This is a genomic window from Serratia sp. PGPR-27, assembly GCF_022678525.1.
Classification (GTDB): Bacteria; Pseudomonadota; Gammaproteobacteria; order Enterobacterales; family Enterobacteriaceae; genus Serratia; species Serratia nematodiphila.
Genome location: NZ_JALBYS010000007.1, coordinates 90,086 through 103,899, shown reverse-complemented (window position 1 = coordinate 103,899; position 13,814 = coordinate 90,086). Strand labels below are relative to the sequence as shown.

General features: G+C 62.3%; 14 protein-coding genes. 9 read left to right on the top strand and 5 right to left on the bottom strand.

Features of this window, described 5'->3' with window-relative positions; translation table 11 throughout:
* Nucleotides 1–320: 320 nt before the first annotated feature.
* Complete coding sequence (gene pgl / locus MMS95_RS06165) at nt 321–1,316, top strand: 6-phosphogluconolactonase (protein ID WP_021504009.1); 996 nt, start codon at nt 321–323, stop codon at nt 1,314–1,316.
* Nucleotides 1,317–1,380: 64 nt separating this feature from the next.
* Here the strand turns inward: pgl and MMS95_RS06160 are convergent, their stop codons facing one another.
* Nucleotides 1,381–1,863 (bottom strand): kinase inhibitor, encoded by a 483-nt coding sequence (locus MMS95_RS06160; protein ID WP_015377008.1) that lies wholly within the window; start codon nt 1,861–1,863, stop codon nt 1,381–1,383.
* 32 nt (nt 1,864–1,895) lie between these two features.
* Complete coding sequence (gene dmeF, locus MMS95_RS06155; RefSeq protein WP_088381340.1) at nt 1,896–2,864, bottom strand: CDF family Co(II)/Ni(II) efflux transporter DmeF; 969 nt, start codon at nt 2,862–2,864, stop codon at nt 1,896–1,898.
* A gap of 78 nt (nt 2,865–2,942) precedes the next feature.
* Between dmeF and MMS95_RS06150 the strand changes: the two genes are divergently transcribed.
* Together MMS95_RS06150 and MMS95_RS06145 are read left to right on the top strand one after the other, a co-directional pair.
* Complete coding sequence (locus tag MMS95_RS06150) at nt 2,943–3,218, top strand: metal/formaldehyde-sensitive transcriptional repressor (RefSeq protein WP_004939805.1); 276 nt, start codon at nt 2,943–2,945, stop codon at nt 3,216–3,218.
* Nucleotides 3,219–3,220: 2 nt separating this feature from the next.
* Nucleotides 3,221–3,622, top strand: a complete 402-nt coding sequence (locus MMS95_RS06145) for a YkvA family protein (RefSeq protein WP_176325947.1) — start codon at nt 3,221–3,223, stop codon at nt 3,620–3,622.
* Between the two features lie 4 nt (nt 3,623–3,626).
* On the opposite strand, the gene bioA is transcribed toward MMS95_RS06145, so the two are convergent.
* Nucleotides 3,627–4,901 carry an adenosylmethionine--8-amino-7-oxononanoate transaminase gene (bioA, locus tag MMS95_RS06140; RefSeq protein WP_015377010.1) on the bottom strand — a complete coding sequence of 425 codons (1,275 nt, stop codon included), beginning with the start codon at nt 4,899–4,901 and terminating at the stop codon, nt 3,627–3,629.
* 88 nt (nt 4,902–4,989) lie between these two features.
* Here bioA and bioB point away from each other — a divergent pair, with 88 nt between their 5' ends.
* The 4 genes from bioB to bioD are packed head-to-tail and all read left to right on the top strand — an operon-like array spanning nt 4,990 to nt 8,596.
* Nucleotides 4,990–6,027, top strand: a complete 1,038-nt coding sequence (gene bioB / locus MMS95_RS06135; protein WP_025160023.1) for a biotin synthase BioB — start codon at nt 4,990–4,992, stop codon at nt 6,025–6,027.
* On the top strand, nt 6,027–7,178 hold the full coding sequence (gene bioF, locus MMS95_RS06130) for an 8-amino-7-oxononanoate synthase (protein WP_015377012.1): 1,152 nt from the start codon (nt 6,027–6,029) through the stop codon (nt 7,176–7,178). The genes bioB and bioF overlap by 1 nt, the downstream gene beginning before the upstream one ends.
* Nucleotides 7,162–7,929, top strand: a complete 768-nt coding sequence (gene bioC, locus MMS95_RS06125; protein ID WP_242141485.1) for a malonyl-ACP O-methyltransferase BioC — start codon at nt 7,162–7,164, stop codon at nt 7,927–7,929. Before bioF ends, bioC begins: the two co-directional genes overlap by 17 nt.
* A complete protein-coding gene (bioD, locus tag MMS95_RS06120; RefSeq protein ID WP_242141484.1) occupies nt 7,922–8,596 on the top strand; it encodes a dethiobiotin synthase in 675 nt (224 codons plus the stop codon). The genes bioC and bioD overlap by 8 nt, the downstream gene beginning before the upstream one ends.
* 26 nt (nt 8,597–8,622) lie before the next feature.
* On the opposite strand, the gene MMS95_RS06115 is transcribed toward bioD, so the two are convergent.
* On the bottom strand, nt 8,623–9,345 hold the full coding sequence (locus MMS95_RS06115; RefSeq protein WP_021504002.1) for an ATP-binding cassette domain-containing protein: 723 nt from the start codon (nt 9,343–9,345) through the stop codon (nt 8,623–8,625).
* Between the two features lie 1,107 nt (nt 9,346–10,452).
* Here MMS95_RS06115 and uvrB point away from each other — a divergent pair.
* A complete protein-coding gene (gene uvrB / locus MMS95_RS06110; protein WP_004939786.1) occupies nt 10,453–12,465 on the top strand; it encodes an excinuclease ABC subunit UvrB in 2,013 nt (670 codons plus the stop codon).
* A 100-nt stretch (nt 12,466–12,565) separates the two neighbouring features.
* The gene (locus MMS95_RS06105) at nt 12,566–12,832 is read left to right on the top strand and encodes a VF530 family protein (RefSeq protein ID WP_048322430.1); all 267 of its coding nucleotides are present in this window, start codon (nt 12,566–12,568) and stop codon (nt 12,830–12,832) included.
* Between the two features lie 6 nt (nt 12,833–12,838).
* On the opposite strand, the gene yvcK is transcribed toward MMS95_RS06105, so the two are convergent.
* Complete coding sequence (yvcK, locus tag MMS95_RS06100) at nt 12,839–13,756, bottom strand: uridine diphosphate-N-acetylglucosamine-binding protein YvcK (protein ID WP_004939781.1); 918 nt, start codon at nt 13,754–13,756, stop codon at nt 12,839–12,841.
* Nucleotides 13,757–13,814 lie beyond the last annotated feature (58 nt).

The following is a 13,814-nucleotide window of genomic DNA, read 5'->3' as shown; positions in this document are numbered from 1 at the left end:
ATGTATATTGCTAATGTAAAGGTGACTAACCGTGCGGCGGCAAATTCTATTTTAAATTTTGAGCAGGCCTTTTAATTTATCAATAATTCGTGAGTCTGTCTTCCATTCTCTATGACTGCTCGTTTCCGATAAGAAAATCGCAGCAGACGCTAGGATGATGACTTTTGGCATTTTGAACGTAGATGTTGTCTGGGGGGGAAAGTATGTGGCTTGGGGATTTAAGCGTAATGCGGTAGTGCCATGCGACGGATGTGCGGTAAGCTAGGGGCAAGCGAACGGCCTGAAACCGGTTCCTCTTTTACCCTTTGCAAGGAGAACACATGAAGCAAATCGTTTATGTCGCCAGCCCGGAGAGCCAGCAGATCCACGTCTGGCAGTTGGACGACGCCGGCGCGCTGGCGCTGCTGCAAACCGTTGACGTGCCGGGCCAGGTGCAGCCGATGACCCTTCATCCGGACAAGACTCACCTGTACGTCGGCGTGCGTCCGGCGTTCGGTATCGTCAGCTATCGCATCGAGGCGGATGGCACGTTGCAGCAGGCTGGCATGGCGCCGCTGCCGGGCAGCCCGACCCATATCTCGACCGATTTGCAGGGGCGTTACCTGTTCTCCGCTTCCTACAGCGGCAACTGCGCCAGCATCAGCCCGATCGGCCACGACGGCGTGGTCACGGCGCCGATCCAACAGATCGACGGCCTGAACGCGCCGCACTCGGCGAACATCGATCCGACCAACCAGCTGGTGCTGGTGCCGTGCCTGAAAGAAGACCGCATCCGTCTGTTTAACCTGAGCCTAGCGGGCCAGCTGACGCCGCACGCGCAGGACGCGGTGGATATCGCCGCCGGCGCCGGCCCGCGCCATATGGCGTTCCACCACAACGACAAGTTCGCCTACTGCGTCAATGAGCTGAACGGCACGGTAGACGTGCTGGCGATTTCGGAAAACGGCGGCAAATACAGTGTGACGCAGACGCTGGACATCATGCCGAGCGGTTTCGACGGCACCCGCTGGGCGGCGGACATTCATATCACGCCGAACGGCCGCTTCCTGTACACCAGCGATCGCACCGCCAGCATTCTGACCCTCTTCAGCGTTTCCGAAGACGGCGGCACGCTGAGCGTGGCCGGCTATTATCCGACCGAAACGCAGCCGCGCGGTTTCAATATCGATCACAGCGGCCGCTTCGTAATTTCGTCCGGCCAGAAGTCCGATCACATCGCGGTGCATGAAATTGACCAGAGCAGCGGCGAGCTGACCATGCTGGCGCGTTATCCGGTGGGCAAGGGCCCGATGTGGGTGAGCGTGCTGGCGAAGTAATTCGTCAGCCAGACTCGAGTGGAAAGCGCGGTGCGGTTGACCGCGCTTTTTTATTGGCGGGGGATCAGTTGAACATCACCGTCAGCGTGGCGCTGCCGAGACTGTGGAAATGGACGTTGAAGCCCACCAGCGCGCCGCTGGAACCCTCATCCACGTCAATGCGCTCCACGTCCAACGCATGCACGGTGAACTGATAGCGGTGGCTTTCGCCATTCGGCGGCGCGGCGCCGCCGTAACCGGCCGAGCCGAAGTCGGTGCGGGTTTGCAGCGCGGCGCTCGGCAGCGGCGCTTTGCCGGAGCCTGCGCCCTGCGGCAGCTCACGCACGTCGGCCGGAATATTGGCCACCACCCAGTGCCACCATCCGGAGCCGGTAGGGGCATCGGGATCGTACAGGGTGACGACGAAGCTCTTGGTGCCCTCGGGCACGCCGTCCCAGGCCAGGTGGGGCGACAGGTTATCGCCGTGGTAGCCCATGCCGTTGAAGACCTGCGTCTGCGGCATTGTGCCGCCGTCCTGCAGATCGTTGCTGTACAAACGAAAAGCCATAATGACTCCCAGTTGCGATAAAAGCAGAGCCCTTAAGCTAGATCTTTTTGGTGGAACAATACAACCCCTTGCGCCAGCGGCGGGCGGTTGATCTCGACGGTAACATGCACCAGTTCGGGATGAACGGCCAACAGTTGGCGCACCCGGTCGGCGGTGAGGGCGCGATCGGCGCTGCTCAGGGCGAGGACGCAATGATATTTTCCTTTACCGATGCGGCCTAAATGCAAATCGGTCAGCGTGAGTGGGTGGCCGGAGGTGGCCAGGGTCTGACGTATCTCTTGCGCCACGGGGGCGTCCATTTCGGCATCCAGCAAAATCTTCCCGCTATCGCGCATCAGGCTATAGGCCCAGGCGGCCACCATCATCGCGCCGACGATGCCCATCAACGGATCGAGCCAGGCGGCGCCCCAAAGCTTGCCGCCGAACAGCGCGACGAGGGCCAACACCGAGGTGGCGGCGTCGGCGATGACGTGGATATAGGCGGAGCGCAGGTTGAGGTCATGATGATGGTCATCGTGGTGATCCTCGTGGTGGTGATGGTGGCCGCCGCCGCGCAACAGCCAGGCGCAAAGCAGATTGACGGCCAGCCCGATCGTACCGATGGCGATGGCTTCGTTGTAATGAATCGGGCTGGGATTCAGTAGCCGCTGCGCTGACTGAAACAGCATCAGCGCTGCCACCAGCACCAACAACACCGCGCTGGTGTAACCGGCCAGCACTTCTATCTTCCAGGTGCCGAGGCTGAAGCGGCGATCCTTGGCCAACCGGCGTGCGGCGCCGTAAGCCAGCAGCGACAAGCCCAGAGCCAGCGCATGCGAGCTCATGTGCCAGCCGTCGGCCAACAATGCCATCGAGTTAAACAGCCAGCCCCCGGCTATCTCGATGACCATCATACTGGCGGTGAGTATCACCGCCCATCTGGTGTTTCTTTCGGCCAATGGGTTACCATCGTCAAAAACGTGGCTGTGCTCGCGGTGCAAAGCGGGCGCGTGAGACGTCATGGTGAAGTTCCTCAGCAAAAGGTAGTGTGCTGAAATATACTATACCCCAGTATAGTAAATAACAATCAGGCGGAAATAATGAGCCATACCCTCAGAGATCAAAAGAAGTTGTTGGCGCGGGTGCGCCGCATTAAAGGGCAGGCCGAAGCGCTGGAGCGCGCGCTGGAGAGCGGCGGCGAATGTTCTGCTGTGCTGCAGCAGATCGCGGCGGTGCGCGGCGCGGTCAACGGTTTAATGGCGCAGGTGCTGGAAGGGCATGTGCGCGAACATCTGGCTGCCGCAGACGCTACGCCGCAGCAGCGCGAGCAGGACATCGAGCAATTGATGACCGTTTTACGTTCTTATATGAAGTAATCATGATTTCACTGAAAAAACGCACGCCGTGGTTCGGCTGGCTGCGCCGTTGGGCCAAAGGCATCAAGCGCGATATCTACGCGCTGTGGCTGGCCGCCCGTGATAAGCGCACCCCGTGGTACGCCAAGCTGATCGCGCTGCTGGTGGCCGGCTATGCGATCTCGCCAATCGATTTGATCCCGGACTTCATTCCGGTATTGGGCTATCTGGACGATGTGATTATCGTGCCGTTGGGCATCATGCTGGCGGTGCGCCTGATCCCCGAGCCGCTGATGGCCGAGCTGCGCGAGAAGGCGCAACAGCGCGTCGACAACCCCACCGGCCGCATGGCGGCGGCGATGATCATTTTACTCTGGCTGCTGTGTCTGGGATTGCTGGCCCGCTATCTGGACCAGCATTGGTAAGGCATTAACGCGCGGCGGCGGCCACGGCGGCGGTCAGGCGGCTGAGCTGTTCCGCTTCGATGATGTAAGGCGGCATCAGGTAAATCAGTTTGCCGAATGGCCGGATCCACACCCCGCGCTCGACGAACCCGCGCTGCAGCTCGGCGACATCCACCGGTTCGCGCATCTCCACCACCCCAATAGCCCCCAGCACCCGCACGTCCGCCACCTTCGGCAGCGCCGCCAACGGCAGCAGTTCTTGCTTCAGCTGGGCTTCGATGGCGCTCACCTGCGCCTGCCAGCGATTTTCCGCCAGCAGCGCCAGGCTGGCGTCCGCTACCGCGCAGGCCAGCGGGTTGCCCATAAAGGTCGGCCCGTGCATAAAGCAGCCGGCCGCGCCGTTGCTGATGGTCTCCGCCACGTGGCGGGTGGTCAGGGTGGCGGACAGGGTCATGTAACCGCCGGTCAGCGCCTTGCCCAGACAGAGAATGTCCGGCACCACCTGCGCGTGTTCGCAGGCGAACAGCTTGCCGGTGCGGCCGAAGCCGGTGGCGATCTCGTCGGCGATCAGCAGCACCTGATGACGATCGCACAGCTCGCGCACCCGCTTGAGGTAGGTTGGGTGGTAGATGCGCATGCCGCCGGCGCCTTGCACCACCGGTTCCAGGATCACCGCCGCCACTTCACCGGCGTGCTGCTCCAGCAGCGCGGCGAACGGCGCAATGTCTTCTTCGCGCCATTTCTCGTCGAAGCGGCATTGCGGCGCGGTGGCGAACAGATGCGGCGCCAGATAGCCCTGATAGAGGCTGTGCATCGAGTTGTCCGGATCGCAGACCGACATCGCGCCGAAGGTATCGCCGTGATAGCCATGGCGCAGCGTCAGGATGCGCTGCCGGCGCTCGCCGCGCGCCTGCCAGTACTGCAGCGCCATCTTCAGCGACACTTCCACCGCCACCGAACCGGAATCTGCCAGGAACACGCACTGCAGCGCTTCCGGCGTCATCTCCACCAGCCGACGGCACAGCGAGATGGCGGCCGGATGGGTGATGCCGCCGAACATCACGTGCGACATCTTCTCCAACTGCTGGCTGGCGGCCTGATTCAGACTCGGATGGTTGTAACCGTGGATCGCCGCCCACCAGGAGGACATGCCGTCCACCAGGCGCCGGCCATCCGCCAGCTGCAGCTCGACGCCGCTGGCCGACTCGATCGGGTAACAGGGTAACGGGCGGCTCATGGAGGTGTAGGGGTGCCAGATATGACGTTGGTCAAACGCCAGGTCGGAAGCGGTGACAGACATACTTGTAAACCAAATTGAATTAAGATTGGTTGACAGTATATCCACAATATTTAAACTGGCGACACTTTTTCGTTTTGGAGACGCCATGATGGCCGACCGCATTCACTGGACAGTAGGGCAAGCCCAGGCCCTGTTTGATAAACCGCTGCTGGAACTGCTGTTCGAAGCGCAAACCGTACACCGTCAGCACTTCGACCCGCGTCAGGTGCAGGTCAGCACGCTGCTCTCGATCAAGACCGGCGCTTGCCCGGAAGACTGCAAATACTGCCCGCAAAGCTCGCGCTACAAGACCGGCCTGGAGTCGGAGCGGCTGATGCAGGTCGAGCAGGTGCTGGAATCGGCGCGCAAAGCTAAAGCGAACGGCTCGACCCGTTTTTGCATGGGCGCGGCGTGGAAGAACCCGCACGAGCGCGATATGCCTTATCTGCAGCAGATGGTGCAGGGCGTGAAAGCGATGGGCATGGAAACCTGCATGACGCTGGGCACGCTTGACGGTACTCAGGCCGAGCGGTTGGCGGAGGCCGGGCTGGATTATTACAACCATAACCTCGACACCTCGCCGGAGTTCTACGGCAGCATCATCACCACCCGCAGCTACCAGGAACGCCTGGATACGCTCGACAAAGTGCGCGACGCCGGCATCAAAGTGTGCTCCGGCGGCATCGTCGGGCTGGGTGAAACGGTGCGCGACCGCGCCGGGCTGCTGGTGCAGCTAGCCAACCTGCCGAAACCGCCGGAGAGCGTGCCGATCAACATGTTGGTGAAGGTGAAAGGCACGCCGCTGGCGGATAACGATGACGTCGATCCGTTCGATTTCATCCGTACTATCGCGGTGGCGCGCATCATGATGCCGGCCTCTTATGTCCGTCTCTCTGCCGGCCGTGAACAGATGAACGAACAGACGCAGGCGATGTGCTTCATGGCCGGCGCCAACTCCATCTTCTACGGCTGCAAGCTGCTGACCACGCCGAATCCGGAAGAAGATAAGGATCTGCAGCTGTTCCGCAAGCTGGGATTGAACCCGCAGCAGACCGCCACCGAACACGGCGACAACCAGCAACAGCAGGTGCTGGCCAAGCAACTGCTGAACGCCGATACCGCCGAGTTTTACAACGCGGCGCCGTGATGAGCTGGCCACAACGCATCGAGCAGGCGCTGGCGGAACGGCGCCTCAACGCCGCCTACCGTCGCCGACAGGCCACCGAGGGCGGCAACGGCCGCCAGATCCGGCTTGGCGATCGTCTCTACCTGAACTTCTCCGGTAACGACTACCTGGGGCTGAGCCAGGATGCGCGGGTGATCGCCGCCTGGCAGCAGGGCGCGCAGCGTTACGGCGTCGGCAGCGGCGGTTCGGGCCACGTCACCGGCTTTAGCGCGGCGCATCAGGCGCTGGAAGAGCAACTGGCGACGTGGCTCGGCTATCCGCGCGCGCTGCTGTTCATCTCCGGTTACGCCGCCAACCAGGCGGTGCTGGCGGCGTTGATGCAGAAGGGCGATCGCATTTTGGCCGATCGCCTCAGCCATGCCTCGCTGCTGGAGGCGGCGGCTCAGTCGCCGGCCGAGCTGCGCCGCTTCCAGCACAATCAGCCGCAGGCGCTGGCGGATCTGCTGGCCAAACCCTGCGACGGGCAGCGGCTGGCGGTGACCGAAGGGGTGTTCAGCATGGACGGCGACGGCGCACCGTTGGCGGAGCTGCATCGCCTAACCCGCGCGGCGGGCGCCTGGCTGATGGTGGACGATGCCCACGGCGTCGGCGTGCGCGGCGAGCAAGGCCGCGGCAGCTGCTGGCAGCAGGGCGTGCGTCCTGAACTGCTGGTGGCGACCTTCGGCAAGGCGTTCGGCGTCAGCGGCGCGGCAGTGCTGTGCGATGAGGCGACCGCCGAGTATCTGCTGCAGTTCGCTCGCCATCTGATCTACAGCACCGCGATGCCGCCGGCGCAGGCCTGCGCGCTGCAGGCGGCGCTGGCCTGCATTCGAGAGGGCGATGAACTGCGCGCCCGGCTGCAGGACAACATCCGGCGTTTCCGCCAGGGCGCGGCGCCGCTGGCGCTGACCCTGACGGATTCCGACACCGCCATCCAGCCGCTGCTGGTGGGGGACAATCAGCGTGCGCTCGATCTGGCGACCCGTCTGCGCGATCGCGGCCTGTGGGTGAGCGCCATCCGTCCGCCAACGGTGCCGCCGGGCGGCGCGCGGCTGCGCATTACCCTGACGGCGGCGCACCAGCCGCAGGATATCGATCGCCTGCTGGAGGTATTGCATGACGTCAGCCAATGACACAGTGAACAAACAGGCGGTCGCCTCGGCCTTCAGCCGCGCGGCCGGCAGCTACGACGCCGCCGCCGTGCTGCAGCGTGACGTTGGCGAGCGCTTACTGGGGATGGGGAGTTCCCACCCGGGCGAACGGCTGCTGGATGCCGGCTGCGGCACCGGCTATTTCAGCCGTCTGTGGCGCGAGCGCGGCAAGCAGGTGACGGCGCTCGATCTGGCGCCGGGGATGTTGGCATTCGCCCGCCAGCAACAGGCGGCGCACCATTATCTGCTGGGCGATATCGAGCAGGTGCCGTTGCCCGACGCGGCGATGGACATCTGTTTCAGCAGCCTGGTGGTGCAGTGGTGCAGCGATCTGCCCGCCGCGTTGGCGGAGCTGTATCGCGTGACCCGGCCCGGCGGTGTGATCCTGTTCTCCACGCTGGCGGCGGGCTCGCTGCAGGAATTGGGGGACGCCTGGCAACAGGTGGACGGCGAACGTCATGTGAACGCCTTCCTGCCGCTGGCGCAGATCCGCGCCGCCTGCGCCGACTATCGACACGAGCTGGTGACGGAGCTGCGCACCCTGAATTACCCGGACGTGATGACGCTGATGCGTTCGCTCAAGGGCATCGGGGCGACGCATCTGCACCAGGGACGCGAGGGCGGCCTGATGTCGCGCGGCCGCCTCGCCGCGCTGCAGGCGGCTTACCCGTGCCGGCAGGGGCAGTTCCCGCTCAGCTATCATCTGGCTTATGGAGTGATTTATCGTGATTAAACGTTGGTTCGTGACCGGCACCGACACCGAGGTCGGGAAAACTGTCGCCAGCAGCGCCTTGCTGCAGGCCGCCAATCTGGCGGGCTACCGCAGCGCCGGCTATAAGCCGGTGGCTTCCGGCAGCGAGATGACCGCCGAGGGGCTGCGCAACGGCGACGCGCTGGCGCTGCAGGCCAACAGCGGCGTGGCGCTGGGGTACGACGAAGTGAACCCTTACGTTTTTGCCGAACCGACTTCGCCGCATATCGTTAGCGCCGATGAAGGCCGGCCGATAGATGCAGCGCGGCTGTCCGACGGCCTGCGCCGGCTGGAACAGTGCGCCGACTGGGTATTGGTCGAGGGCGCCGGCGGGTGGTTTACTCCGCTGTCGGCGCAGTACACCTTCGCCGACTGGGTGCAGCAGGAGCAACTGCCGGTGATCCTGGTGGTGGGTATCAAACTGGGCTGCATCAACCATGCGGTGTTGACGGCGCAGGCGGTGCAACAGGCGGGGCTGACGCTGGCCGGTTGGATCGCCAACGACGTGGCGCCGCCGGGGCGACGGCATCAGGAATACCTGGCCACGCTGCGCCGCATGCTGCCGGCGCCGCTGCTGGGCGAAATCCCGCACCTGCCGCAGGCCGAACGGGCGCCGTTGGGGCAATATCTGGATATCAGCCTGTTATAAACTCTCAATGAGGGAGCTTTGCTCCCTCATCCTCCGTCCTGTCCCGTCAGCCCGGCGCCGATCAGCGCTTCATCCAACTGCGTCAGCGCGCCGTGCGCCACGGTGCGCCCGCTATCGAGCAGACAAAAGCGGTCCGCCACCCGGCGCACGAACGGCAACTGATGCTCTACCAGCAAAATGGTCATGCCCAATTCATAGTTGAGCCTGCGGATCACGTTGCCGATGTCGGCGGCGATCGACGGCGGCACGCCCGCCGTGGGTTCGTCGAGGATCAGCAGCGCCGGTTCCTGCGCCAGCGCACGACCGATCGCCAACTGGCGTTGGGCGCCTTCGCACAGATCGCCGGCGCGGCGGGTACGCATCTGGCGCAAATTGGGAAACAGGCTGTAGATCAGCGGCGGAATGCGGCGAGGGGCGCCGCGCACGGCCATCTGCGCCACCTGCAGATTCTCTTCCACGCTCAGCTGCGAGAAGAGTTGCCGCCCTTGCGGGACGTGGCTGATGCCGAGTGCGGCGCGGCGCTCCATCGGTTGCAGCAGAAGGTTTTGCGGCGGCTGATCTGCCGGCTGCCAGGTCATGCTGCCGCTCACTACCGGCAAATGCCCCATGATGCAGTTGACCAGCGTGGTCTTGCCCACGCCGTTGCGCCCGAGCAGCACGGTGCACTGGCCGCGCGGCAGCTCCAGGTTGATGTCCCACAGGGTGTGGTTTTGACCGTAGAATTGATTGACCGATCTCAGGCTCAGCATTTGGCATTCTCCTCATAGACGCTCGTTTCACTCGTTGGCGGGGGACAGCAAAGGCCGCATGCGCGGCGAATTTCCCGAGTGTGGCAATGTCTGGAACAAGATGCCGTCCGTCCGATGAGCCAGAGCAAGGTCTACGGTGGACGGAATGACAGTCAATATGTTGTTAAAAACGACGCTTGTGACGACTTGGTGTCGTTCTTGCGCTTTTACAGGCGATCGCACCGCGAGGGGTACACGCTGTGGCTGGCAGCGCATCACGCCGCCGCACCGCATTGATACGCAGGAAGATAAAGCAACTCTCAGGCCAGTTTTACCGCCGGGTGAAAACGGGGATTGTTATCGCCTTGTTAACCGCTAATCAGGCCTGACGCGCTCTGCCGCGGCGGCCTGAAAATACGCGGGGAAGTTAACCCGGACGTTTTTTGCACTCTTGTGGTGCTCTGCGGTGAGGGCGTGGTGCAAGGCATTGCGCCGCCGTCAAGCGCGATCCGCGAGAAAGGGGCCGATGCGATTTTGGCAATGGGGATTTTTAGTATTAATCGGCATAAACAAAGCGATATTTTTATGAAAAAATAACTAAAAAAGCCATTTTGGCGAGTGTAAAGGGCGAAAAGCTTTCTTTCTGTAACTCCCGCCCCGGGCGGGGCGGTGAGAGTTATCCACTATTCCTGTGGATAACCTTGTGCATTAGATTTAGAAAAACGCTGTAAAGCGAGAGCGGACGCGGGTTCTGTTCGCTTTGCCCGCATTCTCGTCTTTTTATTAAAAATGTTATATATCAATAGATTAATTAAAATCAATACACAAGGGTATTGATCAGGTCTCTATGTATGATTTTTCGACGCGGTGCTATCAATAAGTTAATTTTCGGCAAGTTCTGGGGATAAATCTGTTATTGACAATAAAAATGTCACCCGGCTGTAACCTCACGGTGCAACGGCATCGCCGCCGTGCCGGGCGCAGCGACGAATCCGCTTGAAGCTGGTTTTATATCCAGTATCATGGGCACTGGCGCAAATCGCCGACACTTTCCATAATTAGGGGCCATATCCGGCGCAGAGCCGGCTGGCCGCCTGAGCGCGCGCATCTCCACAGGGTAGCCGAGCAATGAGTAAACTTTTCAAACTGCATTCCGAGTTCAAACCGGCCGGCGATCAGCCGGAAGCCATCCGCAAGCTGGAAGAGGGGCTGGAAGACGGCCTGGCGCACCAGACGCTGCTGGGGGTCACCGGTTCGGGCAAGACATTCACCATCGCCAACGTGATAGCCGATCTGAATCGGCCGACCATGGTGCTGGCGCCGAACAAGACGCTGGCGGCGCAGCTGTACGGCGAGATGAAAGCGTTTTTCCCTGAGAATGCGGTGGAATACTTCGTCTCCTACTACGACTACTACCAGCCGGAAGCCTACGTGCCCAGCTCCGACACCTTCATTGAAAAAGACGCTTCGGTGAACGAGCACATCGAGCAGATGCGTCTTTCCGCCACCAAGGCGTTGCTGGAGCGGCGCGACGTGGTGGTGGTGGCGTCGGTGTCGGCGATCTACGGTCTGGGCGATCCGGATCTTTACCTGAAGATGATGCTGCACCTGACCCAGGGGATGATCATCGATCAGCGCTCCATTTTGCGCCGCCTGGCGGAGCTGCAGTATTCCCGCAACGATCAGGCTTTCCAGCGCGCCACCTTCCGCGTGCGCGGCGAGGTGATCGACATCTTCCCGGCGGAATCGGACGAGCTGGCGCTGCGCGTCGAGCTGTTCGACGAAGAAGTGGAACGGCTGTCGCTGTTCGATCCGCTGACCGGGCAGATTGAGCAGGTGGTGCCGCGTTTTACCATTTACCCGAAGTCGCACTACGTGACGCCGCGCGAGCGGATCATGCAGGCGATGGAAGAGATCAAGGTCGATCTGGCGGACCGCCGCAAGGTGCTGCTGGCCAACAACAAGCTGCTGGAAGAGCAACGCCTGACGCAGCGCACCCAGTTCGATCTGGAGATGATGAACGAGCTGGGCTACTGCTCGGGCATCGAAAACTACTCGCGCTACCTTTCCGGGCGTGCCGAGGGCGAGCCGCCGCCGACGCTGTTCGACTACCTGCCGGCGGACGGCCTGCTGGTGGTCGACGAATCCCACGTCACCATTCCGCAGATCGGCGCGATGTTCAAAGGCGACCGCGCGCGCAAGGAAACGCTGGTGGAGTACGGCTTCCGTCTGCCGTCGGCGCTGGACAACCGCCCGCTGCGCTTCGAGGAGTTCGAGGCGCTGGCGCCGCAGACCATCTATGTTTCCGCCACGCCGGGCAAATATGAGCTGGAGAAATCCGGCGGCGATCTGATCGATCAGGTGGTGAGGCCAACCGGGCTGCTGGATCCGATCGTGGAAGTGCGGCCGGTCGCCACTCAGGTGGACGATCTGCTCTCCGAGATCCGCAAGCGCGCGGCGATCAACGAGCGCGTGCTGGTGACCACCCTGACCAAACGCATGGCGGAAGACCTGACCGAATACCTGGAAGAGCATGGCGAGCGCGTGCGCTACCTGCACTCGGACATCGATACCGTGGAGCGGGTCGAAATCATCCGTGACCTGCGTCTGGGCGAGTTTGACGTGCTGGTGGGCATCAACCTGCTGCGTGAGGGCCTCGACATGCCTGAGGTGTCGCTGGTGGCGATTCTGGACGCCGACAAGGAAGGCTTCCTGCGTTCCGAGCGTTCACTGATCCAGACCATCGGCCGCGCGGCGCGTAACCTGAACGGCAAGGCGATCCTGTATGGCGATCGCATCACCGATTCGATGGCCAAGGCGATCGGTGAAACCGAGCGGCGCCGCGCCAAGCAGCAGGCCTATAACGAAGCCAACGGCATCGTGCCGCAGGGGCTGAACAAGAAGATCGGCGATATTCTGCAGATCGGCCAGCCGGTCAACCGCGCCAAGGGGAAAGGCAGGAGCAAGGCGGCGGACGGTGGCGCTCAGTTGCAGAACCTCACGCCGAAAGCGCTGGATCAGAAAATCCGCGATCTGGAGGCGCAGATGTACACCCATGCGCAGAACCTGGAGTTCGAGCAGGCGGCTGCGCTGCGCGACGAAATCCACCAGCTGCGCGAGCAGTTCATCGCGATTTCCTGACCGTTGGAAGGCGCCCGCGCTGTGGGCGTCAAAATTCCTTGTCGGCCGCGTCAAAGCTGTTATGGTGTGCGGCCCGATTTGACCACGAAGAGTACCGAACATGAGCCAACACCAGTCTAAAGACCCGCTGCACGGCGTGACTCTGGAGCAACTGCTGAATAAACTGGTGGATCACTACGGTTGGTCCGAACTGGGCGCGCGCATTCGCATTAACTGCTTCCGCAGCGATCCGAGCATCAAGTCCAGCCTGAAGTTTTTGCGTCGCACGCCCTGGGCGCGCAAAGAGGTGGAAGAGCTGTATATCGATATGGTCAGCCATCCCGCCCCGACCAGCGATAATCCCTGGCTGCGCGGGCGCGACGGCTAAATTCGGTCAGCGGCGGGCGGCCAGCTCCACCAGCGCGTGATCCAGCGCCTGGCGCAGCAGCTGGCGATCGTGGCGGTAGGGGATGTCGCTCGCTTCCAGCGGCTGTTGAATCACCACCCGATCCTGCACTTCACTGGTGTCCACCGCCGGGCCGACAATCAGCGCATCGATCATCCGGCGGCCGATCTTCTCTTCCATCAGCGTCAGCTTATCCTTTAACGACAGCGCCGCGGCGGCCACGCTCAGTTCGCGGCCGAGGTTGCCGATATAGATCATGCTGGCGCTGCTGCGGCGCAGCGCCTGGGTGAGATCGTCCAGCAGCAGCAGCGGCATCAGGCTGGTGAGGAAGCTGCCCGGCCCGATCAGGATCACGTCGGCTTGCGCGATGGCGTCCAGCGCTTCGCGCGTGGCGTTGACCGGGGGCGACAGCATCAGCTCCTGCGGCATAAGAGTCAGTTGATCGACATTCACTTCACCGTAAACGTGATTGCCTTCGTGATCGTGCGCCATCAAATCCACCGGCTGCTCCGACATCGGGATCAGCGCCGCGTCCACCTTCAGCAAGCTGCGCACCAGGTTGATCGCTTCCAGCGGGCGCACGCTCAGGTGATCCAGCGCTTTCAGCATCAGGTTGCCCAGGTTATGGCCGGCCAGCTCACCGTTGCCGCTGAAACGGTATTCGAACATCGCCGAGGCGACGCTCGGTTCGGTGATCAGCTGGTTGAGGCAGTTGCGGGTATCGCCCCAGGCAATGCCGCCTTCCGAACGGCGGATGCGGCCGGTGGAACCGCCGTTGTCGGTGGTGGTGACGATGCCGGTCAGGCGGGAGCCTAAGGACGACAGGGCCGACATCACACGGCCCAGACCGTGTCCGCCGCCCAACGCCACCACGCGGTCGAGATCGGCCAGGGTACGATTACGCATAAATTTCCTTACAAAGGGGCTGAACTGCCCGCATAAGGTAGCGGATCCGGCATAAAAA